Origin of the sequence: Streptomyces sp. NPDC057963, assembly GCF_042887155.1 — a bacterium.
In the GTDB taxonomy this organism is placed as follows: Bacteria; Actinomycetota; Actinomycetes; order Streptomycetales; family Streptomycetaceae; genus Streptomyces.
Genome location: NZ_JBHVPX010000007.1, coordinates 216,405 through 242,462, shown reverse-complemented (window position 1 = coordinate 242,462; position 26,058 = coordinate 216,405). Strand labels below are relative to the sequence as shown.

The following is a 26,058-nucleotide window of genomic DNA, read 5'->3' as shown; positions in this document are numbered from 1 at the left end:
CAGGGTTGCCGCATGACTACCGAGCCCGCCGGAACCTCCCCCGGCCTGCCCTCCCGCCGCACCCTGATCACGGGCGCCACCGCCGGTGCCGCCGCCCTGGCCGTCTCCGCCGCGGCCGGCACCGCGAGCGCCGCCGCGCCCGGTGCCACCGGCTCCCCCGCCGCAGCCGGCACCGCGTTAGCTCCCGCGGCCACCGGCTCGGACTGGGACGCCTGCCTGACCATTGCCCGCGCCATCCTCGTACGCGACGGGCAGGACCGCCCGCTGATCCCCGCCTACCGCGACATCCTGCTGTCCAAGGGCCTGCCCCGCGGCCGCAAGTCCCCCAAGAAGGTGCTGGTCGTCGGCGCGGGCCCGGCCGGGCTCACCGCCGCGCACCTGCTCCGCGACGCCGGGCACACCGTGACCGTGATCGAGGCCAACGGCAACCGCGTCGGCGGCCGGATCAAGACCTTCCGCAAGGGCGGCCACGAGAACGGGAAGGCGCCGTTCGCCGACCCGAAGCAGTACGCCGAGGCCGGCGCCATGCGGATCCCCGACAGCCACCCGCTCGTCACCGGGCTCATCGACAGCTTCGGCCTGAAGCGCCGCCGCTTCTACCTGGTCGACGCCGACGCCGAGGGCCGGCCGGTGAACCACACCTGGATCCATGTCAACGGCATCCGGATGCGCAAGGCCGACTACGCGCGGAAGCCGCAGGCGATCAACCGCTCGTTCGGCGTCCCCGCCGCGTTCGAGAACAAGCCCGCCGCGACGATCGTGCGGGATGCCTTCGCGCCCGTGCGCAAGGAGTTCGAGGGCAAGGAGGGCCGCGAGCTCGTCGAGGGCTGGGCGCGGGTCGTCCAGCGGTACGGACACTGGTCGATGTTCCGCTTCCTGACCGAGGCGGCCAAGCTCGACGAGCGCACCATCGACCTCGTCGGCACGGTCGAGAACCTCACCTCGCGGCTCCATCTCGCCTTTGTGCACAGCTTTATCGGGGCTTCCCTGATCAGCCCGGACACCGCGTTCTTCGAGCTGCCGGACGGCACGGCCACCCTGGCCGACGCGATGTACAAGCGGGTCGAGGGCATCGTGCGGCTCGACCGCCGGGCCACCAGGATCAGTTACGGCGCGGACAGCGTCCGGGTCGAGACGATCTCCGAGGGCCGCGACGGCAAGCCGCTCGTGCGCGAGACGTTCACCGGCGACCGGGCGATCGTCACCGTGCCGTTCTCCGGGCTGCGCCACATCCCCGTCGCTCCCGCGCTCTCGTACGGCAAGCGGCGCGCGATCACCGAGATCCACTACGACGCGGCGACCAAGGTGCTGCTCGAATTCAGCCGCCGCTGGTGGGAGTTCGAGGAGAAGGACTGGAAGGCCGAGCTGGAGCGGATCAAGCCCGGTCTGTACGACGCCTACCGGCTGGGCAAGGCGCCGGCCGACGGCTCGCTGCTGGGCGCCCACCCCTCCGTACCGCCCGGTCACCTCCCGCCCAACCAGCGCGTGCACTACGCGGCGTACCGGGCCACCGCGCGCAACCAGCCCGAGGCGGCGCACGTCATCGGCGGCGGGTCGGTCACCGACAACCCCAACCGCTTCGTCTTCCAGCCGTCCCACCCGGTCGAGGGCAGCGCGGGCGGCGTGGTCCTCGCCTCGTACAGCTGGGCCGACGACGCGCTGAAGTGGGACTCGCTGGACGACGACGAGCGTTACCCGCACGCCCTGGGCGGGGTGCAGGACGTGTACGGGCAGCGCGTCGAGGTCTTCTACACGGGTGTCGGCGCCACCCAGTCGTGGATGCGCGACCCGTACGCGTACGGCGAGGCCTCCGTGCTGCTGCCGGGCCAGCACACCGAGTTGTTCGCCGATGTGCGCTCGGCCGAGGGGCCGCTGCACTTCGCCGGCTGTCACACCTCGATCAAGCCGGCCTGGATCGAGGGGGCCCTGGAGTCGGCGGTCAGGTCCGCGCTGGAGGTGCACAGCAGCTGACCCGTGCCCGGCGGGCGCCGCTCGGCGGGATGGGAGGGTGCTGAAGCTCCTGGCCGGATCAGGGAGCGGCGTCCGGTCCGTGCAGTCGCGATGACCGCGAGGACGGCGTGATGACGGCGACGGCGGCGGTCCCGGCCAGGGGCCGCCCGTCCTCAGCCCTTGTCGAGGGTGTACGGGGCCGGCGCCGCGTCCTCGTCCTCGCCGGGCGCCACCAGGTCCCGGGTCAGCAGGGTGGCCCCGGCGACGGCGCCCGGCATCAGGAGGACGGCGACGAACGGGACGAGGAAGGCCAGCCCCAGTGGTACGCCGAAGCCGAGGGCGAGCATGCGGCGGCCGCGCAGCAGGGCCAGGCGGTCCTTCAGGACCATGCCGCGGCGCTGGAGCGCCACGGCGGTGAGCTCCTCGGAGAGGAAGTAGCCGGTGACGCAGAAGCCGATCGCGGGGACGACGGTCTGGCCGACGACGGGAACGAATCCGAGGGCGAAGAGCAGCACCGAGTACAGCGCCACCCGCGCCAGGACGCGGACGCTGTCGCGGGCGGAGATCCACAGGTCCCGCCAGAGCGGCAGCCCGGACTCGGGGACCTCACCGCCTTCCGTGCGGTCGACCTGCTCGGAGAGCGACTCGTAGAAGGGCTCGCCGACCAGCAGCGTCACGGCGGTGAACGTGATCACGGCGAGGAAGAGCCCGAGCGCGAAGACCAGCACGGTCAGGGTGGTGCGGAGCAGGCCGAGCCAGGGGGAGGACCAGTCGTCGGCGAAGGGGGTCGCCCAGCCCACCAGGTCGTCGGCGCCGTAGCCGAGGCCGACGAGCGCCGCCGCGTACAGGACGAGGGTGAGGAGTCCGGGCAGCAGCCCGAAGCCGAACCAGCGTCCGTGCCGCCCGACCCATCGCTGGCCTTTTATCAAGTAGCCGAAGCCCACCCCGAGATCACGCATGGCGTCAGCGTACTTGCGGGGCGGGGCCTCCCTCCGGGGCGGTGTGCCCGGTGCACGACCGGGGGCCGCACTCCGGCAGGAGTACGGCCCCCGGTCGTGGCGGACGGTGCCGAGCGGTCAGGCGACCGACAGCTCCACCTTGATGTTGCCGCGCGTGGCGTTCGAGTACGGGCACACCTGGTGGGCCTTCTCGACGAGCGACCGCGCGGTGGCCGTGTCGACGTTCGGGATGGTGGCGCTGATCGCCACCTCCAGGCCGAAGCCGCCCTCGGCGGTCTTGCCGATGGAGACCGCGGCGGTCACCGTGGAGCCGGAGATGTCGGCCTTCTCCTGGCGGGCCACGACTCCGAGGGCGCCCTGGAAGCAGGCGCTGTAGCCGGCCGCGAAGAGCTGCTCCGGGTTGGTGCCCGCGCCGCTTCCGCCCATGGCCTTGGGCGGGTTGACGACGACGTCGAGGTTGCCGTCGTCGGACGAGACGCGGCCGTCACGGCCGTTCTCCGCGGTGGCGACGGCGGTGTACGCGACGGTGATGTCCTGAATAGCCATGCCGGGTGATCCTTCTGCTGTGCGCCGCGACTCGCGCCCACGATCGCGACGGCCTGTGGATGGGACTAAGGGGTGTGCCGGGGCGGCTGTCAGGCGAGGGAGACGATCATCTTTCCGGTGTTCTCGCCGCGCAGCAGGCCGAGGAAGGCGTCGAAGCCGTTCTCGATGCCCTCGACGAAGGTCTCGCGGTACTTGAGCTCGCCCGAGGCCAGCCAGCCGGCGACGTCCTGGACGAACTGCGGCTGGAGCGCGGCGTGATCGCTGACGAGCATGCCCTGGATGCGCAGCCGCTTGCCGATGACGAGGGCGAGGTTGCGGGGGCCGGGGGCCGGCTCGGTGGCGTTGTACTGGGCGATCATTCCGCAGACGGTGACGCGGCCGTGCACGTTGAGCGAGGAGATCGCGGCTTCGAGGTGCTCGCCGCCGACGTTGTCGAAGTAGACGTCGATGCCGTCGGGGGCGGCCGCGCGCAGTTGGTCGGCGACCGGTCCGTTCCGGTAGTTGAAGGCCGCGTCGAAGCCGTACTCCTCGACGAGGAGCTCGACCTTCTCGTCGGAACCGGCCGAGCCGATGACCCGCGAGGCGCCCTTGAGCTTCGCCATCTGGCCGACCTGGCTGCCGACCGCACCGGCCGCGCCGGAGACGAAGACGGCGTCGCCCGCCTTGAAGGAGGCGACTTCGAAGAGGCCCGCGTAGGCGGTGAGACCGGTCATGCCGAGCACGCCGAGGTAGGCGGAGAGCGGGGCGAGCGACGGGTCGACCTTCACGGCGTGCCCGGCCGGGACGTCGGCGTACTCACGCCAGCCGAGGCCGTGCAGAACGTGGTCGCCGACCGCGATGCCCTCCGCGTTCGACGCGACGACCTCGCCGACCGCTCCGCCGTCCATGGGGTGGTCGAGCTTGAAGGGCGGGGTGTACGACTTCACGTCGTTCATCCTTCCCCGCATGTACGGGTCGACCGAGAAGTGCAGATTGCGGACGAGGACGCGGCCCTCGCCGGGAGCGGTGACCGGGGCCTCACGCAGGGCGAAATCCTCGGCCTTCGGCCAGCCGTGGGGGCGGGCGACGAGGTGCCATTCACGGCTGGACGCGGGAAGTGCTGCAGACATGGGCTCGGGGTCTCCTCGATGTCTCACGGAGTGGGGGGCTTCGCCCGGCCCGGCCGGGACCGGCGGTGAAGCAGAGATACTTAAGGACGTGAAACAACCATGCTCCTGGATATTTCATATTGTCAAGTAACCGGATATCGTGGGTGTCATGGCGACCACCCGTACAGACCCTCTGACCCTCGAAGTCGTCGAGCTCATCGGTACCGTCGTGGCGCGCTACTACGAGGAGTACGACGAGGCCGCAGCGGCCCACTCCCTCACCGGCGCCCAGGCGCGCGTCCTCGGGCTGCTCTCGCTGGAGCCGATGCCGATGCGCAGGATCGCCCACAAGCTGAAGTGCGAGCCGTCGAATGTCACCGGCATCGTCGACCGGCTGGAGACGCGCGGACTGGTGGAGCGCAGGCCGGACCCGGCCGACCGGCGGGTGAAGCTGGCCGCCCCGACGGAGAAGGGCACGCGGACCGCGCAGCAGCTGCGCGATTCGCTCACCTTCGCCCGGGAGCCGCTGGCCGAGCTGTCGGACGAGGACCGGGCGGTGCTGCGGGACCTGCTGCGGCGGATGCTGGGCGAGCCGGCTCCGCGGCGCGGCTGAGCATCCGGCGCGGGGCCGGGCGGTGCCGCGGTACGGCGCGGAAGACCTCCCGGGCGGGGATCCCGTATGGAACCGTTGGTCCCATGACCGCGCCCGCGCCTTTCGGCCCCCGTGAGTTCCAGCTCGTCCTGTTGCGCCGGATGGCCGACCACCAGCCCGCCCTCGTCGACGGGGCACGGCAGGAGCTGAGCGCCTCGCTCGCCGAGATGCGGGAGGCCAACCGCCGCTGGCAGGCCATGGTGCGGGCGCCGCGGGGGCGGGGCGCCCTGCGCCGCTACCGCTCGGTGCTCGGCGAGCCCGAGTCGTCGGTACGCCGCACGATCGGCGATCTGGAGTGCGACGCGCTGCTGTGGCCGGTGCCGCTCTGGCCGGATCTGCGGTTCGAGGTGATGGTCGCGCCGGGCGGGGCCGTATGGAACGAGTGGCTGGTCCGGGCGCCGGGGGCACCGGGCCCCGAGTTGCGTACGGTCGAGGATCTGCGCCCCTGGTCGGGCACGGTGGACGAGGTGGCACGGGCCTTCGCGCCGGCCCGCCCGATGGAGGGCAGCGCGCCGACCCGGTGGGCGCTCGCGATCGACGCGCCGGGCTCGGGCGAGCCGTACGTCGCCGAGTTCACCTGGGGGCTGTTCCAGCGACTGCTGCGCGGCTGACCTCCCCGTACCCCGCGCGCCGTCACTCCGTCGGCTCCGTACCTCCTACGGCTCATCCCGGCGCGCGCGACGACTCCGAACGGCGCACGATGCGAGGACAGCCGGCTGCCGCCGGAACCCCCTCAGTGCTCTCGGGAGAACCTGCCGTGACCGTCAGCCTTGAGCAGTTGCGCCGTTGCCATGTCGCCGTCGACCTCGGCGCCGCCCGGACCCGGGTGTACGTCAAGGGACTCGGGCTCGTCGTCGACGAGCCGAGCGCCGCCGCCATGAACACCCGTACCGGCTCGCTCATCGCCGTCGGCGCACTCGCCGAACAGATGACGGGCCGCACCCCCGACTACATCCGGGTGGTCCGCCCGGTCACCGGCGGAACCGTCATCGACATCGAGATGGCCCAGCGCATGCTCCGCCAGCTGCTCGGCGACAAACTCCGCCGCCAGCTGCGCCGCAAGCCCCGGCTGCGGGCCGCCGCCTGCACGCCGCACGACAGCGATCCGCTGGCCCAGCGGGCCACCGTCGAAACGCTGGTGGGGCTGGGGGCCCGGCGGGTCGAGCTGGTCGACACCCTGATCGCGGCGGCCGTCGGCTGCGGGCTCCCCGTCGAGCAGCCGACCGCCACCATGATCATGGTGTGCGGAGCGGCGACCACCCAGATCGCGGTGCTCTCGCTCGGCTCGATCGTGTCCGCCGTACGCATCCCCATCGGCGGCGACGCCATCGACCACGCGGTGATCCAGCATCTGCGCCAGCACCACGAGCTGATGCTGCCGAGCCAGTCCGTACGGCCGCTGCAGCTGGCGCTCAGCGGCGGCGGTCTGACCGCGCGCGGGCCCACCACGACCGAGATCCACGGCCGGGACGTGGCGACCGGCCTGGCCCGCTCGGTGCGGGTCGACACCGCCGCCGTGCGCAAGGCGATCCACGCGCCGCTCACCGCGGTGCTCGACGGCCTCGGCAAGATCCTGCGCGACTGCCCGCCCGACCTGGTGGCCGACCTCGTCGACTGCGGGATCATGATGGTCGGCGGCAGCGCGCTGCTGCCCGGTCTCGATCAGATGCTGCGGGAGGCGACGGGCATGCGCGTGAACATCGCGGAACGGCCCGACGTGTGCTCCGTACTGGGGCTCGGTGCGATGCTGGACGGGAAGATCGAGCCGTTGGTCCTCAACCCGCTGGCCTGCTGAGCACCGCGGGGGGTGCGCGTATGACCGAAGAGACGGAGAACAGGGTGGCGGCGCGCCCGGCCGCGGCGGCCCCCGGCGAGGAGGCGGGCGGCAGCCCGCAGGCGCCCCGGCTGCCGATGCTCCTGGAGGCGGTGCTGAGCGTCGGCACCGCTCTCGAACTGCGGGCCACCCTCCAGCAGATCGTGGACACCGCCACCGCGCTGACCGGGGCCCGGTACGGCGCGCTCGGCGTACTCGACCCCGAGCACGGCACCATCAGCGAGCTGTTCACCTCGGGCCTCGGCGACGCCGAGCGGGAACGCATCGGCCGCCTCCCGGACGGACGCGGGGGGATGCTCGGCGTCCTCCTCGCCGAGGAGCGGACGCTGCGCTCCGACGATCTGACCGCCGACCCGCGCTCCTGCGGGGTACCGCCCGGCCATCCGCCGATGCGCTCCTTCCTGGGGGCACCGATCCGGGTGCAGAACCAGGTGTTCGGCAACCTCTACCTCACCGAGAAGGGCACCGGCCGCTTCACCGATACGGACCTGGCGCTGCTGAGGGTGCTGGCCTCGCAGGCCGGGATCGCGATCGGCAACGCCCGGCTGTACGAGGCGGCCCGGCAGCGGGAGCGCTGGATCGAAGGGGCGGCCGCCGTCACCACGACCCTGCTGACCGGCGGGAACGCGGCGGACGCGCTGATCACCGTCGCCGAGGAGGCGAGAGCGCTCGCCGACGCCTCCGCCGGGGTGATCCTCCAGCCGAACGAGGAGGGCGGGATGGAGATCGTCACCGCGTCCACGCTCGACGACCCGGCGGGGATCGTCGGTACGACCATCGAGCCCGGCTCCGCCGTGCTGATCCAACTGCTGGGCGGGGAACCGGTGTTCATCGAGGACTCGGCGACCGATCCACGGATGACGACGCATGTGCGGTCGCGGTTCGGCCCCAGCATGATGCTGCCGCTGCGGAGCGGCGGGCGGCTGATCGGCACCCTCGCGCTGCCCCGGCGGCGCGGCGCCCGCCCGTACACGGCCGTGGACCGCCAGCTGGCCTCGCAGTTCGCCTCGCAGGCCGCGCTCGCCCTGGTCCTGGCGGACGCCCAGCACGACCGGGAGCAGCTCGCGGTGTACGAGGACCGGGACAGGATCGCCCGCGATCTGCACGACCTCGTCGTCCAGCGGCTGTTCGCGACCGAGATGATGCTGGAGTCGACCCGCCGCAGGGCTCCCGCCCCGGAGACGGACGAGTTGCTCGGCAAGGCCGTCGACGAGCTGGACTCCACCATTCAGGAGGTGCGGACGGCGATCTTCGCCCTCCAGCAGCCGCCCGCCGAGGTCCCCGCCACCTTCCGCGGCCGGGTGCTGCGGGAGACCGGGGGCGCCGCCGCCGTCCTCGGCTTCCAGCCGTCGGTGCACTTCAACGGGGCGGTCGACGCGCTGGTCGGGGAGCCCCTGGACGGCCGGCTGCTGGCCGCGCTGCGGAGTGCGCTCGCAGCCGCGCACCGGCGGGCCGGGGTGTCGGCGATCGAGGTGGAGGTGGACGCGGCGGCCGTGCTGCCGGACGGGCGGGCCGCGGTCCGGCTGTCGGTCGCCGACGACGGCCGGAAGGAGGACGGCTCGCGCTCGTCGACCGTCATCTGGCAGGAGCCGCTCTGAGCGCGACGCGGGTGTTGGAGTGGGCGACACCGGCCTCCCGCTTGAGTCTGCGCAGCAGTCCGTCCAGGGCCGCGGTGTCGGCGACGGTGGCCCGTACGAGGTAGTCGTGGCCGCCGGTCACATGCACCACTTCGGTGATGCCGGGCAGCGCGAGCACCGCCCGTTCGAACACTTCGTTCGTCGTGTCCATACGCAGCGTCACGTCGATGAAGACGACGAGGCCGGTACGGGTGTCGGCGGCCGGATCGATGATCACGGTGAAGCCGCGGATGACACCGTCGCGCCGCAGCCGGCGTACCCGGTCGGCCGCGGCGTTGGCGCTGAGCCCGACCCGTACGCCCAGATCACGGTACGAGATCCGGGCGTCCTCCTGGAGGATGCCGAGAATCTCCCTGTCCAGACGGTCCATACTGCGATTGTCTCAGTTATGTCCGGTTTACGACTTCGCGAGGCGCACCGGGACCCCGCCCCGCCCCGGGCGTCGACGGCTCCGGCCGCGTTGCCCCGCATGGCGCATCCCGGCGGGCCCGCGGCCCGTGCCCGCTCTTGACTGAAGGGGTGGTTACAGCCGTCGAGCAGTCCCCCGCTCCGGTGGACGCGGTGTCCGCAGCCGCCTACCGCAACCTCGTGATGGCCACGGTCGGTTTCGGGCTGACCTTCTGGGCCTGGAACCTGATCGCGCCCATGTCCGGGGAGTACAAGGACCGGCTCGGCCTGAGCCCGTTCGAGCAGTCGCTGCTGGTCGCGGTGCCGGTGCTGGTCGGTTCGCTGGGCCGGATCCCGGTGGGCGCGCTCACCGACAAGTACGGTGCGCGGCTGATGTTTCCGCTGGTATCGGCGCTCACGGTCGTGCCCGTCCTGCTGCTGATCCCGGCGCGGGACTCCTACGGCGCGATGCTCGTCGTGGGCTTCCTGCTGGGCCTGGGCGGCACCACGTTCGCGATCGGCATTCCGCTGGTCAACTCGTGGTTCCCGCCCGCCAAGCGGGGGCTGGCGCTCGGCGTGTTCGGCATGGGCATGGGCGGCGTCGCCCTGTCCGGGTACTTCACCCCGCGGATCGCCCAGCACGGCGACCACCTGCCGTCCTTGGTCGTCGCGGGCGCGCTCGTGGTGTACGCGGCGCTGGCCTCGGTGCTGGTCGGCGACCGCCCGGACCGCCCGGTGCCGACCGACTCACTGGCCCATCGGCTGGCCGACGCGGGGCGGCTGCGGGTCACCTGGGAGCTGTCCGCGCTGTACGCGATCGGCTTCGGCGGGATCGTCGCGTTCGGCGTCTACCTCCCCACGTATCTGAAGACCTGGTACGGCCTCCCGCCGACCGACGCCGGTACGAAGGCCGCCGGGTTCGCCCTGGTCACGGTCGTCTTCCGGCCGATCGGCGGCTGGCTCTCGGACCGCGTCCACCCGGCCCTGGTCACCGCGGCCGCACTCGGCCTGGCCGCCCTGACGGCGATCGTCCAGGCCTTCGACCCGGCACTGGCCCCGGGCGGTACGGTCGCGCTGCTCTGCATGGCGGCGGGCCTGGGCACCGCGAGCGGCAGCGTCTTCGCCCTGGTCTCCCAGGTGACCCCGCAGGCGAAGGTGGGCAGCGTGACCGGGATCGTCGGCGCGACGGGTGGGCTGGGGGGTTTCGTACCGCCGCTGGTGATGGGGGCGATCTACAGCGCGAAGGGGTCCTACTCGATCGGCTTCATGCTGCTGTCGGACCTGGCGCTGGCGGGATGCGTGTACGCGTACGGGCGCATGCGGGGGCTTCAGCGGGAGTAGGGCCCGGCCGCGCACGGGTTCGGGCGCCCCACCGCCGCGGTTCCGGAACACGCGGGCGGCCCGGCGCCGCACGGGCCCGGACCGGTGGGGGTCCGTCCTCGAACGCCGGACGGGCCGGACGGCCGCGCCGGTCCGCCCGCTCCGCGACGGAACAGGCCCGGATTCCCGGTTCGGCACGGGCGGACAGCCCTTAGGGTGCGGTGGGTGACTCCTCTTCTGTGTGTGCCGGACGACGGTTCCGTCCGGGAAGCCATCCGGTTCGGCGAACACTCCATGACGTACGACCGGTTGGCCACCGCCTCCACCGCGCTCGCCGCGCGTCTCACCGGCGCCGGGCGGGTCGCCGTCTGGGCCACGCCCACGCCCGAGACCGTGGTCGCCGTGGTCGCCGCGCTGCGGGCCGGGGTGCCGGCCGTGCCGCTCAACCCGAAGACGGGGACGCGCGAACTCGGGCACATCGTGGCCGACAGCGCGCCCGACGTGGTGCTCGCCGCTCCGGGTGACGTCCTCCCGCCGGTGCTGGACGCGCCGGCCCGTATCGATGTCGACACGGACCCGGCCGGGGAGGCGGGCGCCACACTCCCCGAGCCCTCCCCCGAGTCCCCCGCACTGATCGTCTACACCTCCGGCACCACGGGCCCGCCCAAGGGCGCGGTCCTGCCGCGGCGGGCGGTCGCCGCGTCGCTGGACGCACTGGAGGACGCCTGGCAGTGGACCGGTGACGACGTACTCGTCCACGCCCTGCCGCTGTTCCATGTGCACGGTCTGGTGCTGGGCGTGCTCGGGCCGCTGCGCCGGGGCGGATCGGTGCGGCACCTGGGCCGGTTCTCCACCGACGGGGTGGCCCGGGAGCTGTCGTCCGGCGGCACGATGCTCTTCGGCGTGCCGACGATGTACCACCGGCTGGCCGAGGCCCTCGACGGCGCCCGACCCGGTGCGGCCGGACTGGCGAAGGCGCTGGCCGGGGCCCGGCTGCTGGTGTCCGGCTCGGCCGCGCTGCCGGTCCACGACCACGAGCGGATCGCGGCGGCGACCGGCCGCCGGGTCGTGGAGCGGTACGGCATGACGGAGACCCTGATGAATACCGGCGTCCGGGCGGACGGCGAACCGCGCCCCGGCACGGTCGGCGCCCCCCTGCGCGGCGTAGGACTCCGCCTGGTCGAGGAGGACGGCACCGTCCTCACCGCCCCCGACACCATCGGCGAGATCCAGGTACGCGGCCCGAACCTCTTCACCGGCTACCTGAACCGGCCCGACGCCACCGCCGCCGCACTCACCGAGGACGGCTGGTTCCGTACCGGGGACATGGCCACCCGCGACACCGACGGCTATGTGCGGATCGTCGGCCGCAAGGCCACCGATCTGATCAAGAGCGGCGGATACAAGATCGGCGCCGGTGAGATCGAGAACGCGCTCCTCGACCACCCCGGCGTCCGCGAGGCCGCCGTCACCGGCGAACCCGACCCGGATCTGGGCGAGCGGATCGTCGCCTGGGTGGTGCCGGCCGACCCCGCCGCGCCCCCGGCCGAGGACGAGCTCGCGGACCATGTGGCCGCCCAGCTGTCCCCGCACAAGCGCCCGCGCACGGTCCGCTACCTCCAGGCGCTGCCCCGCAACGACCTGGGCAAGATCATGAAGCGGTCGCTCCATGCCTGACCGGCCGACCGCGAGGGCGGCGATCGCGGCCGTCGCCACCGGGTTCGAGGAGATCACCGAGCCCGCCGTCCCCGGCCGCGGCACCGCCGGGGACGGGCCGCTCTCCTGGGCCGGGTACGCGGACTCCCGGGCCCGTGCCACCGCCCGTACCGGCGAGGAGGAGTCCGTCGTCCACGGCCTCGCCACGATCGGCGGCCTGCGCTGTGTCCTGCTCTCCTTCGAATTCGGCTTCCTGGGCGGTTCGCTCGGGCAGCGCACCGGGGACCGGCTGGAGGCCGCGTACGCGGCGGCCCGGACCCGGGGGCTGCCGCTCGTCTCGCTCATCGCGACGGGCGGCAGCCGGATGCAGGAGGGCATGGTCGCCCTGGGCCAGCTGCAGCGCGTGGCCCGTGCCTCGGCGCGGCTGCGGGCGTCCGGCCCCGCGCAGCTCGCGGTGGTGCGCGACCCGACGACGGGCGGCGGCTGGGCCACGCTGGGCGCCGGCGCCGATGTGATCCTGGCGCTGCCGGGCGCCCAGATCGGGTTCGCCGGCTCCCGGGTACGGCCCGCCGGCGCGGACCCCCACGCGTACACCGCCGAGGGCCAGCTGGCCGCCGGCCAGATCGACGCCGTGGTCCCGCCGGAGGAACTCCCGAAGACCCTGACCCACTGGCTGCGGGCCCTGCACGTCTCCGGCTCCCCGGCCCCGGATGCCGCCCCGGTGCCGGACGCCCTTTCCGCCGCCGGTCTCCCGGGGACCGGCTGGGACGCGGTCCGGCAGGCCCGCTCTCCCTCACGGCCGCGCGCCGAGGCGTACCTGGACGCGTATTTCGACCACCGGCTCCCGCTCAGCGGCGACCGCTGCGGTGGCACGGACCCGGGGCTGCTCTGCGGTTTCGGGCGGCGTGGCGGCCGGACGATCGCGTACGTCGCCCAGTGCGGCACCGCGACCCGGCCGGCCGGCTACCGCACGGCGGCCCGGGTGATCCGGCTGGCCGACCGGCTCGGTGTCCCCGTGCTCACCCTGATCGACACCCCGGGCGCGGCGAACGACGCCGAGGCGGAACGGGCGGGCGCGGGCGCAGCCATCGCCGACGCCTTCGCGGCGATGGCCGGGGCCCGGGTCCCCGTCACGACGCTGGTGATCGGCGAGGGCGGTTCGGGCGGCGCGCTGGCCCTGGCGGCACCGGAGAACACCCATGTCACCCGGGACAGCTACTTCTCGGTGATCGCCCCGGAACTCGCCGCGGCGATCCTGAAACGCGCCCCGGACGAGGTGCACGCCACGGCCGACCAGCTGCGGCTGCGCCCCCAGGACCTGGTGGAGCTGGGCTTCGCCCGGTCCGTCGTGCCGCCGCTGCCGCCGCCCGGGGGCTGAGCCGTCAGGGCTGCGGGTCCTCCGCGTCGTGCCGCCGCTGCCGCCCGGGGGCTGAGCCGTCAGGGCTGCGGGTTCTCCGCGTCGTACCGTGCGAACCCGCGCCACCGCAGCCCCAGCAGCGCCACGGCGACGACACAGGCGATCCCGCCGCCGGTCACCGCCAGGCCGGGCGAGGTCAGGTCGGCGAACGATCCGGCCAGGAAGTCGCCGAGCCTCGGTCCGCCCGCCACGACCACGATGAACACGCCCTGCAGCCGTCCTCGCATCTCGTCCGGCACGGCCGCCTGGAGCATGGTGTTCCTGAAGACCATCGAGGTGGTGTCCGCGCACCCGGCGAGCGCCAGGAAGATCAGCCCGAGCCAGAGCTGCCGGGTCAGCCCGAAGAGCGCGATGGCGGTACCCCAGCAGGCGACGGCGAACAGTACGGCGAGGCCGTGGCGGCGGACGCGTCCCAGCCATCCGGAGAACACCCCGCCGAGCAGCGCCCCCAGGGCGGGGGCGGCGACCAGCAGCCCGGTGGTCTTCGCGTCGCCGCCGTACCAGACCACGGCGACGACGGGGAACAGCGCCCGGGGATGGGCCAGCACCATGGCGCACAGATCGGTGAAGAAGGTCATCCGCAGATTGGGCCTGGCCCCCAGGAAGCGCAGCCCGTCCGCGACGGACGCCCGCTTGCCGCCCGCGCCCTCCGCCCGCTCCGGCAGCATCGAGGGCAGCCGCCACATCGCGTACAGCGAGGCCGTGAAGGTGACGGCGTCGACGGTGTACGCGGCCCGGTACCCCCACCAACCGACGACGATCCCGCCGAGCATCGGCCCGACCAGCATGCCGGTGGTGCTGGTCATGGAGTTGAGGGCGTTGGCGGCGGGCAGCTGCTCGGCCGGCAGCAGCCGGGCGATCATCGAGCTGCGGGCCGGTGAGTTGACCGCGAAGCAGGCCGCCTGCAGGGCGACGACCGCGTACAGCAGCCCCACCTGCTCCACCCCGGCGACGGTGGCGGCGACCAGCCCGACGGAGAGGAGGAACGACCCCGCGGAGCTGGCGAGCCCCAGCTTGCGCCGGTCGATGGTGTCCGCGACCGCCCCGCCGTACAGCCCGAAGACGACCAGTGGCAGGAACGAGCAGAATCCGATGAGCCCGACCGAGAAGGCGGAGCCGGTGATGTCGTAGACCTGGAGTGAGACGGCGAGTGCCGTCATCCCCTGCCCGATCCAGGAAACCGTGTTCCCGAACCAGAGCCGCCGGTAGTCGGGGGAGGTCCGCAGTGGCGTCAGGTCGGCGAATATGCGTGTGCGGTGCGCGGGTTCTTCGGCTGCGCCGGCCGCTTCGGCTGTTTCGGTCACAGCGGATGGTAACGACCGGCGTGCGTCCGACGGTCCGGCCGCCCTCGGGTGCGCCCCGGTTCCGGCCGGGTCTGCGGGCCAGGAGGCCCGGCCGGGCGCGCAGTTGGGCGCCGTCCGCGACCGCCCACCGCTTACCGCTTACCGCTTACCGCTTACCGCCAGTGGATTCCCGACGTGCGGGCGGGCGGATAGACGGTGCCGTTGTGGGGCGGGACACGGCGCTCGAACAGGGTGGCGTACAGGCCCTTGCGGCCCAGGAGTTGGGTGTGGGTGCCCGATTCCACCAGCCGTCCCTCGTCCAGGACCAGGATGCGGTCGGCGTCCGCGGCAAGGGCCAGGTCGTGAGTGATCACGATGGTGGTGCGCCCCTCGGCGAGACGCCGCAGCGGCGCCAGGATGCGCTGCGCGGCCAGTCGGTCCAGTCCGGTGGTGGGCTCGTCGAGCAGGAGCACGGGCGCGTCGCGCAGCATGGCGCGGGCGATCGCGATGCGCTGCAACTGACCACCGGAGAGCCGGGACGTACCTGTGGATATGACTGTGTCATATCCCTCCGGCAAGGTCCGGATGAAGGCGTGGGCATCGGCCGCCCGCGCGGCCTCCACCACGTCACGGTGTGTCACATCGGTGCGTCCGCAGCCGATGTTCTCCTCGATGGTGTCGTGCAGGACGAGCGTCTCCTGGGGCAGCAGCGTGATGTTGCGGCGCAGGTAGGTCAGCGGCAGCCGGTCCACGGACACACCGTCGAGCCGTACGCTGCCGGCGTCCGGGTCGTAGAACCTCAGCAGCAGAGCCGCCAGGGTCGACTTGCCCGCACCGCTGGGACCGGTGATGACCAGCAGTTCTCCGGGACTCGCGGTGAACGAGAGGTCCCGGAGCACCGGCTCGCCGCTGTCGGGGTAGTGGAAGAGGACCTGGCGCGCCTCCACCTCGCCGAACGCACGGCTCCGGGGCGGGTCGGGCACGGAAGCGGCCGGGTCGGTGACCGCGGGCCGGGCGTCGAGGATCTCCAGCAGCCGTTCGGCTCCCGCGGTCGCGGCGGTGGCCGTCAGGCCGAGCTGGCCCAGTGAGCGGATCGGCGGGTAGAGGTAGCCGATGAAGGCGGCGAAGGCCAGGAGCTGCCCGAGGGTCATCCGGTGCGCGGAGATCTCCCAGACCCCCAGACCGATGACTGTCAGGACGCACACGGTTTCGAGGACTTCGACGAGTTGCTCGTAGAACTCGGTGAGGCGGACGGCCCTCACCGCCGTCCTCATCCGGACGCGTGCCTTGCCGAAGAGCCGCGCCTCCTCGTCGGGCTGCCTGTTGTACGCCTGCGTCATGACCACGTTGACCAGCGTCTCCTCGACCACCGCCGTCACGGCGCCGTCGGCCGCGCGGCCGCGCCGGGAGACCGCGCGCAGGGGCCCGGTGAACCAGCGGGTCGTGAACCAGAAGAGCGGCACCATGACAAAGGTGGCGAGGGCCAGGTCCCAGCGCAGCCACAGGGCCGCGGCGGCGTAGAAGAGCGTGCTGAACAGGGCGGAGGCCGCCCCGACGATGCCGGAGACCACGAGCGCTTCGATGGCTTCCACGTCACCGGTCAGCCGCTCCACCAGGTCGCCGCGGCGATTGCGTTGGTAGAAGTGCGGCGGGAGGGTCTGGAGGTGGCTGAAGACACGGGCCCGCAGCCGCATCACGAAGCGTTCGGCGACCCAGGCCGCGATCGAGTTGCCCAGGTACCCCACCACGGCTCCGATGGCGGCCACGGCGAGCCACTGGCCCGCCGGTTTCCAGAAGGCGCTGATCGAGCCGGTCTGGAGGGCCTTGTCGGTGAGTTCGGCGAAGAGCAGGACGGTGATCGTCTCGGCGACGGCGGCGAGGACCGCGCACACGAAGATGAGGACGAGCCAGCGCCGGTCTCCCACGGTCAGTGGCCAGAAGCGGCGGAACGCCACCAAGATGCTGATGGGATCGGTGCGGATCGGTACGTCCGTCACCGAGTCCTGAGAGGTCTCTTCGGAGGGCGCTTGGCCCCCAAGCGAGCTGCGCAGGCGCATGGGCGTCACGTCACAGAGGTGCTCGGACTATGGACCATCTCCATAGGCGCGGACCCCAAACCTGCGAGGCCGACCCGCGCCGGAGCACGAGCCTGCCTCGATTTGGGGATGGTGTCAGGGATGGCTGGTCAGTAGCCCCAGTCGCCGCCGCCACGGCCACCGCCGCCGCCGCCACGACCGAAGTCGCCATAGCCCCCGCCGCGTCCGCGTCCGTATCCACCACCACGTCCGCGTCCGTAGCCGCCGCCACCACGTCCGCGTCCGCGTCCGTAGTCGCCGCCGTGATCCCTGTCCCTGTGGTCGAAGATGCTGCGTACCTTCATCTTCGCCTCCTCTGGAGGATTACGCCTGTGCCGCTCCTTGCTCTTGCTGCGGCACTACCGACACTACGACTGCCCTCTGCGGCCAACAACCCGTACAAGCCGTATTTCGAACATATTTCACGAAATACCGTAAACCTTCAGAGCGTTGCCACAAGTGACTCTCTGAATGCCTTGCGAAAGCGCGCCGCGCCCCACACAAACAAGGCCGCGCGTACGCCACCTGACGGCACGGGGGGTCGGGCGAACGACCCGCCGGAGCACGGCGCGACCACTCGGCACGGACCCGGGGCCACGACCGGGGCCGACCCGCCCCGGCGACCCATTTCACCTGCGATTTCGCCGATGAACCGGACATCTCCCTCCGATGTGATCCACTCGATCCGCCGCGCCCCGCTCGATCCGATGGGTCCGATCAGGCGAGGCGGGGCGAGACGGTCCCCCTTACGCCTCGCGGGGTGCCCGAGCACGGCACAGCACGAGCCCGGCACGGCACGACGCAGCACGACACGGCACGACACGGCAGGCGAAAGCGACACCGGCGCGGCCGCCGCTCGCCACGCGCACCATTCGAGCGAAGGGCGAGGCGTACCGCCCGCCGAACGCCCCAGCCGCACGCCGTCGGAACGTCCGCCGACCGCAGGCGGCGAACCGCGTTCCCGACCGGATACGCCCGACCGGATACGCCCGGCAGGCCACCTGGAGGCCCACCGGGCCCTACAGAAACAAGGAAAGACGCCATGGACCTCGTTAGTCCATTTGTTCGATTTCCGTGCGCGCCCCGCCACCGCCCCTGACGGGTACGGCCGGCGGCTCGCTCGAGGACCGCCGGCCAGAACTCGTCGAGGGCCGCCACCCAGAGACCGAGAACGCATACGCCCGTCCGCCCGGACCGCCGCCCGCAGGCCGGAGAACCCCCTGCCCCCGCTCAGGGCGTGCACGCAGGCGCACAAGACCGGGACCGGACAGCTCACCCGTGCGGGGCCGGAATCGCCACTCCGGCCAGGGGTGCGGAGCGCGGTCGCACCGGAAGCCCGCACGGCGGGCCGAGCCGGGTCATGGCTCGGCCGAGCCGGGTGGGGTGCCGCGGAGGGTGGCCAGGCGGCGGTGGTACTCGTCGTCGTCGATCTCACCACGCGCGTACCGCTCGGCGAGGATCCGCTCCGCGGACGACGAGCCGGGCTCGGGCCATCCGGGCGCGGCAGGGGGCCGGCCGCCGGCCGGATGGCTCCGGCCGAACGCGCGCAGGAGCAGGACCACGGCGATGATGATCAGCACCCAGAAGAGGATCATGCCGAACGTCATCGCGAACCAGGCCCACCCGCCCATGCCGTGGTGGTACCAGAACATCATCGAAGATCACTCCCCCTTGTTCGTCCGGCGGGGGTGCGGACCCGGCGCCCGCAGAGAGCCTCACGTTCAATCCTCTCTCGCCCGGACGGAGTGGACGAGACAGAGCGGCCCTGCCGGTCGCACCCACGGGCGGCAGGCCGGCGCGGGAGCGTGAAGAGTACGGACAGCAGCCGCCCGGCGACCGAACCCGCTGAACACTTTGGGTAATCAAGCGGGTACTGTATGTGATGTGTTCGTGATGCGGCGTCGCTCCCGGTCGTCCACGCTCCCAGCGGTTCTCGCTGTGGTGCTGGCCGCTCTCGTGCACGTACTGGCCTGCGCCCATGGCCCCGAGTTCGGGCGCGCGGCCGTGTCCGACTCCTTTCCTGTCGCGGCCTCGGTGGCGATCGCCGTGCCGGCGTCGAGTCCGGTGTCCGCTCCAGACGCCGGGGAGCAGGGGCTGCGGTTCGCCGACTGCACGGGGGGCGACGACCCGAGTGTGCTGTCCCGGGACGTGTACGTGGCACCGGCGCCGGAGGTGATGGCGTCCATGAGCACGGTGGAACCGGAGCCACTGGCGGTTGCCCGGCGGAGAGCGCCGGAGGAGGGCGCGCCCGGGGATCACGGCGAGCAGCAACGGGTGCGGGCGGTGCTGGGGGTGTGGCGGACGTGATCGGGGCACGCCGCGCGGCGTGACGGGAGCGGCCGGATGGCCCCGTCGTACCGCGGTGGCGTTCACGCGTCCTGAACAGCCGTCACGAACACGCGGCCCGCCGAAGGGCGAGGCCGCGGGAGACCACACGCGATGACATCTCTGTACACCCGCACCACCTCTGCCTGTTCACCTGCCCAGTTGCCCGCGTCCGGACCAGCCGCGCAAACGCCGGCCGGACTCGTCGGCGACACCCCGCTGCTCTGGGTCGGTGAGCCGTTCACCACCACCGGCCACGGGTTCTGGGCGAAACTCGAAGGCCAAAACCCTGGCGGGATCAAGGACCGGACCGCTCTGTACATGGTGGCCCGCGCACGCGAACGCGGCGAGCTGCTGCCCGGAGCGCCGATCGTGGAGTCCACTTCCGGCACGTTGGGTCTGGGCCTGGCGCTGGCCGGGGTGACGTTCGGGCATCCGGTGGCGGTGGTCACCGACCCCGGCATGGAGCCGCTGATGCGCGGCCTGCTCACCGCCTACGGCGCCGAACTGCATGGGGTGACCGACCCGCATCCGGTGGGCGGCTGGCAGCAGGCCCGCCGCGAGAAGGTCGACCAGCTGCTGGCGACACGGCCGGACGCCTGGTGTCCGGATCAGTACCACAACCCCGACAACGTGGCCGCCTACGCCCCGTTGGCCCACGAGCTGGTCGCCCAGCTCGGCCGCATCGACACGCTGGTGGTGAGCGTGGGCACCGGCGGGCACTCGGCCGGCATCGGCCGGGTGCTGCGCGGCTTCTTCCCCGCCTTGCGGATCGTGGGGGTCGACACCTGCGGTTCCACGATCTTCGGTCAGCCCGCCGCACCGAGGCTGATGCGGGGGCTGGGCTCCAGCATCTACCCGCGCAACGTCGACTACGCCCTGTTCGACGAGGTGCACTGGGTCGCCGCCGGCGAGGCGGTCTGGTCGGCCCGCGCGCTGGCGAAGGCCCGGTACGCGACGGGCGGGTGGAGCGTGGGTGCGGTCGCGCTGGTCGCCCGCCGGCTTGCCGCCACATCGGCGGCGGAGACACGGATCGCCGCGGTGTTCCCCGACGGACCGCAGAGGTATGTGGGTACGGTCTTCGACGACGCCTGGTGCCGTACCCACCAGTTGCTCGGCCGGGAGCCCGCCGACGCGCCGGACGAGCTGGCGCATCCCCGCGAGCGGGTCGTCGTCCGCTGGAGCCGCTGCACGGCGGTCCTCGACCCCCTGGCCGGGACCACACGTACGGCAGCCGAGAAGCTCGGGCCGGCGGGGGTGACCCGGTGAAGGCGCTGGTGACGACGGCACGGAGCTTCTCTCCGGCGGTGCGGTTGCTGATGGTGAACCAGTTCGCCATCAACCTCGCGTTCTACATGCTCATGCCCTATCTCGCCGCTCACCTCGCCGGGCAACTGGGGCTGGCGGCCTGGGCGGTCGGCCTCGTGCTGGGGGTGCGGAACTTCTCCCAGCAGGGCATGTTCCTGATCGGCGGCACCCTCGCCGACCGCTTCGGCTACAAGGCCCCGATCATGGTCGGCTGTCTGCTGCGCACCGGCGGGTTCGCCCTGCTGGGGTGGGTCGACAGCGTGCCCGCGCTGGTGGCCGCATCGGCCGCCACCGGGTTCGCCGGGGCCCTGTTCAACCCGGCCGTACGCGCCTACCTCGCCGCCGAGGCCGGCGAGCGGCGGGTGGACGCCTTCGCCGCGTTCAACGTCTACTACCAGGCCGGGATGCTGCTCGGCCCGTTGGTCGGACTCGCCCTGCTGGCAGCCGACTTCCGCCTGGTGTGCACCGTCGCGGCCACCATTTTCGCCGCGCTCACCGTGCTCCAGGGCCGTGCGCTGCCTGCCCGCCGCGCCACCGCCGCCAAGGACGGCGGGGGCGCGGGCGGAGTGCTCGCGCAGTGGCGCCAGGTGGTGGCCAACCGGCCGTTCCTGCTGTTCTCGCTCGCGATGATCGGCTCCTACGTACTGACCTTCCAGGTCTATCTGGCCCTGCCCATGGCCGCCGACGCCGCGCTCGGCGCGGACGGCACGAAGGCCACGAGCGGCCTGTTCGTACTCTCCGCCGCGGTGGCGGTCGCCGGGCAGCTCAGGCTGACCGCCTGGGCGAAGGCGCGATGGAACCGCCCGCAGGCGATGGTGCGCGGGCTGGCCGCGATGGGCCTGGCGTTCACTCCGCTCGCCCTGGCCCAGGCCGCCGGACCGGGGATGTGGCAGCCCCCGGTCGAACTGGCGGCCCTGGCGGCGGCCGTCGTCCTGCTGGCGGCGGGCGGTGCGGTGGTCTACCCGCTGGAGATGGACACCGTCGTGGCCCTCTCCGGCAACCGGCTGGTGGCCACGCACTACGGCCTCTACAACACCGTCTCCGGCCTCGGTATCACGCTGGGGAACCTGGCCACCGGTGCGCTGTGGGACTTCGCCTCCGCCCATCACGCGCTGTGGCTCACCTGGGCGGCACTGACGGCGACCGGGCTGGGTTGTGCCGGCGCCGTGTACGGACTCGCGCGCACCGGCCGCATCGGCACCCCGGCACCCGTGCCGCTGCCCGTCTGACCCGGCCACCGCACGGAACGGCGTCCGGGCCGCTCATCGCTCTCCCGCTGCGTGGACGTGCCCCGCGCAGGCGAGCCGAGTGCGGCCCGGCGCCTCCGCTCGCCCTGGGCGGCGAAGGCGACGCGGCGTCACGAACGCATGCAGAGAACTCGCCGCCCGGCCAGAAGCCGTCTTCGTCCCGGTCCCACCTACGTTGCTGTCCCAAGGGACGTGCAGCCGGGGGGACAACAACAACGGACGCGGTCGCCGGAGACGACGCGCATGCGGGAACTGGTGCCGTGGGGCGCCGAGCGGATCGGCGAGGGCCGAGTCGGCCGCGCAGCCTGCGGGTGGGCGGACGGCGCCCCGGGCGCATGTGCATGCCCATCCGCATGCGCCCAGGGAGCGACCCGGGCGTGCGTGCTCGTACGCGTCGGCGTGCGCATCCACCGTGATCGAGTTACCCACCGCTACGATCCGGTACGCATTGTAATCAAGGCTTGGGAGGTCCCTTTCGATGAACAGACGATGGCCCGCTTATCTCCTGGCGGGTGTGCTCGGCGTAGTGGCCCCGCTGGTGGGGGCCGCGTCCCCGGCCGCCGCTGCGACTGTCATCAACGTCGCGACCACCGGGGCCGACACACCGGGGTGCGGCTCGGCCGCCGCGCCGTGCGCATCGATCCCGTTCGCCTACAACGAGGCCGCCCCCGGAGACACCATCAGAGTGCAGGCGGGCACCTACGTCATGACCACTCCTTTGGTCATCCGGAAGGCCGACCTGCATTTCCAAGGCGCCCAGGCCGGCGTGGACGCCCGCACCCGCACCCCCGGCGGCCCGGGTGAAACGGTCATCACGACCACGCTCAACACCCCGATCCAAGAGGACATGTGGATCGCACAGGCCAATGGGGTGTCGATCGACGGTTTCACCTTCACTGGCAACGCCGACGGCGCGGGGGTGACCACCAGCGAGAACTTCAGCGGCTACCAGGTCGAGAACAACATCTTCTCGAACAACCTCAAGGGATTCGCGCCGTCCTCCGACGGTGCCGTCCCCTCGGTCTTCCAGCAGAACCTCTTCATCAACAACAACAACGCCACACTCCACCCCGGATCGCAGGGCAACGGGGTCTTCACCTTCCGACCGCTGGCGAACGCGACGTTCTCGCACAACAAGTTCCAGGACAACGGCAACGCGCCGATCAACATCGCCGGAGGCGAAGTCCCGGGGGCGACCAAGAACATCACCATCGCCGACAACAACATGGACGGCGAGTTCCCGGTCGTCTTCGTCGTCGTCTCGGACGCCGTCGTCACGCGGAACAGCATGATCGGCGGCTTCAGCGGCGTTCAGGTGTCCGGCGCCTGCCACAACATCGCGATCACGCACAACACGATCGCCGACAAGACCCACGGCGGCATCCTGCTCTTCACCGGGTTCGCCGCGGTGACGAACACGGACATCACCGTCGCGGACAACGCCATCGAGCGGACCGGAACGGTCACCGGCCGCTTCGGCGTGGAAATCTCCAACACCCGTGGCGTCACTCTGCGCAACAACCGCATCATCGGCTCCGGCCACGATGCCATCGGCTTCACCTTGCGCGGCCAGACGACACCCAGTTCCGATGCCACGATCACGCAGAACACCATCACTGGATCGGGTGGCTCGGGCATCTTCGTCGCGGACGGCGCCTATAGCGGGCCGATGACGGTCCACTACAACCGGATCGTCGACAGTGGCTCCGGGAACGGCCTGGTCAACAATGATCCTGGCGCGGACATCGACGCGCGGTTCAACTGGTGGGGCTGCAACGACATGCCGAACGGCACAGGCTGCGATCACGTGGCCGGGACGGCGGTCGGGCAGATCGACTTCCGGCCCTGGCTGGTCCTGACGATCCACTCCGTGCCCGCCGACATCGCGGCCGGACAGCAGGCGCAGATCACTGCCAGCCTGCAGAACGATTCCGACGGCGGCACGCCGGCCGGCCCGTTCTTCCACCCGGTGCTGACCACCTTCACCGCCAATCCGGGCGTCGTGACGCCAAGTCAGGTGGTCACCAACGCGTTGCTGCACGCCATCACCACCTGGCCTGCCGGCCAACCCAGGCCCGAGTTGATCTGCGCCGTGATCGACCACGAGAAGGTGTGCCTGAACTTCGAGGTCACGGGCTCGATCGCCCTGAAGAAGCGCGTGGTCACGCCCGGTCCGTACACCGTCGGGAAGAAGGTGCAGTACTCCTACACCGTCACCAACACCGGCAGCACCGACCTGCACGGCGTGCTGGTCCGCGACAACCGCGTCACCAAGGTCACCTGCGACGCGACCACGCTGGCGCCGGGTGCCAGCACGACCTGCCGCGGTACGTACACGATCACCCAGGCCGACGCCGACGCCTGCAAGAAGACCAGGGCCGGCGGCGGTGACGGCAAGCTCTGCCCCGTCACCAATGTGGCGGTGGCGGCGGGAACCGACCCGCAGGGCAACCAGGTAGCCAGCGAGCCCGCCGAGGTCACCATCGACATCAGCAAGCCGCGGCCCCCCAAGCCCCCGCACCACAAGCCGCCGCACAAGAAGCCCGGGCACAAGAGGTCCTACAACGAGGTGGGATCCGACAGCCAGGAACAGATCTGACGGCAGGCAGGAAACCCTTCAGCCCGGAAAACCTGACAGCCGGGGGAACTCCGTTTCGTAAGCCGCTCACCTCGCGCTCCGTTCCGGAAACCCGGAGCGGGGCGCGAGGTGTTTCCCGGCCGGAGGGACGGTCTGTGTGACATCGCGTGGTGCGCCACCGTGCTCTCCGACGAGACCATGGAGGAGTACCTGACGTCCTGGCTCAAGAGAAAGCGCACCCTGGCACGCACGACGAGCCATGGCTACGCGGAGCACATCGCCAACTACCTCATCCCGCACCTCGGCCACATCGGGCGCCGCGGCTTGCGCCCGCGCACATGGAGGCCATGTACGACGCGGTGGAAGAGGCCAACGCGAAGCGCGTGATCCACCGAGCTCGTGTCGAGGAGCTGGCGACCGCCATGGAAGACGCTCAGCGGGCGTGGGTCCAGGCGAAGACGGTCCAGGAGCGGCGCCCGCTGCGGGCCGCGTACATAGCGGCGAACGGTGCGCTGAGGGAAGGGCGTAAAGGGCTCAGGAAGACCACCGGCCCGGCCACCATCAAACGGATCAACGACACTTTGTCGTCCCACGCGACACGAAGGGCAGGAAGGGCGCCCGCGAGGACGACGGCCAGGAGCGAGCAGCGTGAGGGCAGGTCTCAACTGCGGTCACACCGCGGGCTGCTGCGACACACCGCTGGATGGTGCGGTCACACTTCGGTCACACAAGCCCGATACCTTGGTCCGTACGTCGACCCTGCCACCGGGTTAGCGATCTTGAAATAACCGAAACCCCAGGTCAGATCGATTCTGCCTGAGGTTTCATGGTGGGGCGGGTGGGACTCGAACCCACGGCCGACGGATTATGAGTCCGCTGCTCTAACCGGCTGAGCTACCGCCCCTTTTCGGCGTGGCGCGTACAAGTGTGCGCGCCGTCTGCCGCAGCATAGCCGGTCATACGATCTCTCGCTCCGGATGGTCGGCTACTCATGACCATGAAGACTGCGCCGTACCCCGCCCGGTTCCGGGCGGCGCGAAGTGGACGCGAAAGAGTTACGTGAACCCCACCCGCACCACGCCGCCCATCGCGGCGCCGGACGGTCGCGGGCACACGAAAAAGGACCCCGCAGGGCCCTCTTCCGATCCGCTCCCCCGACTGGACTCGAACCAGTAACCCTCCGGTTAACAGCCGAATGCTCTGCCAATTGAGCTACAGGGGATCGCGCTCCCCCGACTGGACTCGAACCAGTAACCTGCCGGTTAACAGCCGGCTGCTCTGCCAATTGAGCTACAGGGGATTGCTGCGTTTGCACCGGACCCCACCTACCTGGCTACTGCCGGGCGGCGCGCGTTCGCTGCGACACATACATTAGCGCAAGCAGGGGGGTGCTTTGCCAATCGGTATCGCCCGGGGTGATCTCGGGTGCCCGCGGGTAGGCGGGGCAGCACACGTCGCACTCAGCCAAGGAAGGGTGGCAGCCATGCGGTACCGGCTCACGTTCATCGCCGGACTGGCCCTCGGATACGTGATCGGCACGCGGGCCGGGCGCGAGCGCTACGAGCAGATGAAGAAGTCCGCACGCCGGTTCGCCGAGAACCCCGCCGTGCGCAACACCGCCGAGTCGGCGGCGCAGAGCGGCCGCGATCTGGCTGGCAGGGCCTGCCACGCGGTCGGCGAGAAGATGCCCGCCTCGGTGGCCGACCGGGTGCGCTCGCTGCGGGACCGCAGGCAGTACGGCCGGAACGGCGAGGACGACTGGGGCACCTCCAACACATAGCCGGGACCCGCCCGTC

General features: G+C 71.8%; 21 protein-coding genes and 3 tRNA genes. 13 read left to right on the top strand and 11 right to left on the bottom strand.

Annotated features, from left to right (window positions below; all coding sequences use genetic code 11):
- Window positions 1-12 precede the first annotated feature (12 nt).
- Window positions 13-1,971: a flavin monoamine oxidase family protein gene (locus tag ACFVT1_RS18885; RefSeq protein ID WP_389796594.1), complete on the top strand. Its 1,959-nt coding sequence runs from the start codon at window positions 13-15 to the stop codon at window positions 1,969-1,971.
- 152 nt (window positions 1,972-2,123) lie between these two features.
- Here the strand turns inward: ACFVT1_RS18885 and ACFVT1_RS18880 are convergent, their stop codons facing one another.
- The 3 genes from ACFVT1_RS18880 to ACFVT1_RS18870 form a co-directional block, all read right to left on the bottom strand.
- Complete coding sequence (locus ACFVT1_RS18880; RefSeq protein ID WP_389796591.1) at window positions 2,124-2,909, bottom strand: EI24 domain-containing protein; 786 nt, start codon at window positions 2,907-2,909, stop codon at window positions 2,124-2,126.
- A 117-nt stretch (window positions 2,910-3,026) separates the two neighbouring features.
- On the bottom strand, window positions 3,027-3,455 hold the full coding sequence (locus ACFVT1_RS18875) for an organic hydroperoxide resistance protein (protein WP_389796588.1): 429 nt from the start codon (window positions 3,453-3,455) through the stop codon (window positions 3,027-3,029).
- Window positions 3,456-3,544: 89 nt separating this feature from the next.
- Window positions 3,545-4,564, bottom strand: coding sequence for an NADP-dependent oxidoreductase (locus tag ACFVT1_RS18870; RefSeq protein WP_389796585.1), 1,020 nt, complete (start codon window positions 4,562-4,564; stop codon window positions 3,545-3,547).
- A 148-nt stretch (window positions 4,565-4,712) separates the two neighbouring features.
- Between ACFVT1_RS18870 and ACFVT1_RS18865 the strand changes: the two genes are divergently transcribed.
- The 4 genes from ACFVT1_RS18865 (at window position 4,713) to ACFVT1_RS18850 (ending at window position 8,627) form a co-directional block, all read left to right on the top strand.
- The gene (locus ACFVT1_RS18865) at window positions 4,713-5,156 is read left to right on the top strand and encodes a MarR family winged helix-turn-helix transcriptional regulator (RefSeq protein ID WP_389796583.1); all 444 of its coding nucleotides are present in this window, start codon (window positions 4,713-4,715) and stop codon (window positions 5,154-5,156) included.
- 83 nt (window positions 5,157-5,239) lie between these two features.
- Window positions 5,240-5,806, top strand: coding sequence for a hypothetical protein (locus ACFVT1_RS18860; RefSeq protein ID WP_389796581.1), 567 nt, complete (start codon window positions 5,240-5,242; stop codon window positions 5,804-5,806).
- A 146-nt stretch (window positions 5,807-5,952) separates the two neighbouring features.
- Window positions 5,953-6,990: a rod shape-determining protein gene (locus ACFVT1_RS18855; RefSeq protein ID WP_389796579.1), complete on the top strand. Its 1,038-nt coding sequence runs from the start codon at window positions 5,953-5,955 to the stop codon at window positions 6,988-6,990.
- A gap of 116 nt (window positions 6,991-7,106) precedes the next feature.
- Window positions 7,107-8,627 (top strand): GAF domain-containing protein, encoded by a 1,521-nt coding sequence (locus ACFVT1_RS18850; protein ID WP_389796953.1) that lies wholly within the window; start codon window positions 7,107-7,109, stop codon window positions 8,625-8,627.
- Here the strand turns inward: ACFVT1_RS18850 and ACFVT1_RS18845 are convergent.
- Entirely contained in the window at window positions 8,605-9,036 is a 432-nt protein-coding gene (locus tag ACFVT1_RS18845) for an Lrp/AsnC family transcriptional regulator (RefSeq protein WP_266733210.1), read from the bottom strand. The genes ACFVT1_RS18850 and ACFVT1_RS18845 overlap by 23 nt on opposite strands.
- 149 nt (window positions 9,037-9,185) lie before the next feature.
- Here ACFVT1_RS18845 and ACFVT1_RS18840 point away from each other — a divergent pair, with 149 nt between their 5' ends.
- From ACFVT1_RS18840 to ACFVT1_RS18830, 3 genes are all read left to right on the top strand, one after another.
- Entirely contained in the window at window positions 9,186-10,394 is a 1,209-nt protein-coding gene (locus tag ACFVT1_RS18840; protein WP_389796577.1) for a nitrate/nitrite transporter, read from the top strand.
- Between the two features lie 273 nt (window positions 10,395-10,667).
- A complete protein-coding gene (locus ACFVT1_RS18835) occupies window positions 10,668-12,050 on the top strand; it encodes an acyl-CoA synthetase (RefSeq protein WP_389796950.1) in 1,383 nt (460 codons plus the stop codon).
- A complete protein-coding gene (locus ACFVT1_RS18830) occupies window positions 12,043-13,407 on the top strand; it encodes a carboxyl transferase domain-containing protein (RefSeq protein WP_389796575.1) in 1,365 nt (454 codons plus the stop codon). Before ACFVT1_RS18835 ends, ACFVT1_RS18830 begins: the two co-directional genes overlap by 8 nt.
- Before the next feature lie 59 nt (window positions 13,408-13,466).
- Here ACFVT1_RS18830 and ACFVT1_RS18825 read toward each other — a convergent pair whose 3' ends face one another.
- From ACFVT1_RS18825 to ACFVT1_RS18810, 4 genes are all read right to left on the bottom strand, one after another.
- Window positions 13,467-14,750 (bottom strand): MFS transporter, encoded by a 1,284-nt coding sequence (locus ACFVT1_RS18825; protein WP_389796572.1) that lies wholly within the window; start codon window positions 14,748-14,750, stop codon window positions 13,467-13,469.
- A 152-nt stretch (window positions 14,751-14,902) separates the two neighbouring features.
- Window positions 14,903-16,786 carry an ABC transporter ATP-binding protein gene (locus ACFVT1_RS18820; protein ID WP_389796571.1) on the bottom strand — a complete coding sequence of 628 codons (1,884 nt, stop codon included), beginning with the start codon at window positions 16,784-16,786 and terminating at the stop codon, window positions 14,903-14,905.
- A 128-nt stretch (window positions 16,787-16,914) separates the two neighbouring features.
- Window positions 16,915-17,109 (bottom strand): hypothetical protein, encoded by a 195-nt coding sequence (locus ACFVT1_RS18815; RefSeq protein ID WP_389796569.1) that lies wholly within the window; start codon window positions 17,107-17,109, stop codon window positions 16,915-16,917.
- Window positions 17,110-18,162: 1,053 nt separating this feature from the next.
- On the bottom strand, window positions 18,163-18,459 hold the full coding sequence (locus ACFVT1_RS18810) for an SHOCT domain-containing protein (RefSeq protein ID WP_389796567.1): 297 nt from the start codon (window positions 18,457-18,459) through the stop codon (window positions 18,163-18,165).
- Between the two features lie 238 nt (window positions 18,460-18,697).
- Here ACFVT1_RS18810 and ACFVT1_RS18805 point away from each other — a divergent pair, with 238 nt between their 5' ends.
- The 4 genes from ACFVT1_RS18805 to ACFVT1_RS18790 all read left to right on the top strand — a co-directional run bounded on the left by ACFVT1_RS18805 (window position 18,698) and on the right by ACFVT1_RS18790 (window position 24,283).
- Window positions 18,698-19,111: a hypothetical protein gene (locus ACFVT1_RS18805; protein WP_389796564.1), complete on the top strand. Its 414-nt coding sequence runs from the start codon at window positions 18,698-18,700 to the stop codon at window positions 19,109-19,111.
- Between the two features lie 132 nt (window positions 19,112-19,243).
- Window positions 19,244-20,398 (top strand): PLP-dependent cysteine synthase family protein, encoded by a 1,155-nt coding sequence (locus ACFVT1_RS18800; RefSeq protein ID WP_389796562.1) that lies wholly within the window; start codon window positions 19,244-19,246, stop codon window positions 20,396-20,398.
- Window positions 20,395-21,666, top strand: a complete 1,272-nt coding sequence (locus tag ACFVT1_RS18795; RefSeq protein ID WP_389796560.1) for an MFS transporter — start codon at window positions 20,395-20,397, stop codon at window positions 21,664-21,666. Before ACFVT1_RS18800 ends, ACFVT1_RS18795 begins: the two co-directional genes overlap by 4 nt.
- Before the next feature lie 496 nt (window positions 21,667-22,162).
- On the top strand, window positions 22,163-24,283 hold the full coding sequence (locus tag ACFVT1_RS18790; protein WP_389796559.1) for a right-handed parallel beta-helix repeat-containing protein: 2,121 nt from the start codon (window positions 22,163-22,165) through the stop codon (window positions 24,281-24,283).
- 806 nt (window positions 24,284-25,089) lie between these two features.
- On the opposite strand, the gene ACFVT1_RS18785 is transcribed toward ACFVT1_RS18790, so the two are convergent.
- From ACFVT1_RS18785 to ACFVT1_RS18775, 3 genes are all read right to left on the bottom strand, one after another.
- Window positions 25,090-25,166: transfer RNA gene (locus ACFVT1_RS18785), tRNA-Ile, on the bottom strand.
- A gap of 245 nt (window positions 25,167-25,411) precedes the next feature.
- Window positions 25,412-25,484: transfer RNA gene (locus ACFVT1_RS18780), tRNA-Asn, on the bottom strand.
- 5 nt (window positions 25,485-25,489) lie between these two features.
- A tRNA-Asn gene (locus ACFVT1_RS18775) sits at window positions 25,490-25,562 on the bottom strand.
- Between the two features lie 183 nt (window positions 25,563-25,745).
- Between ACFVT1_RS18775 and ACFVT1_RS18770 the strand changes: the two genes are divergently transcribed.
- Complete coding sequence (locus ACFVT1_RS18770) at window positions 25,746-26,042, top strand: YtxH domain-containing protein (protein ID WP_389796556.1); 297 nt, start codon at window positions 25,746-25,748, stop codon at window positions 26,040-26,042.
- Window positions 26,043-26,058: the final 16 nt, after the last annotated feature.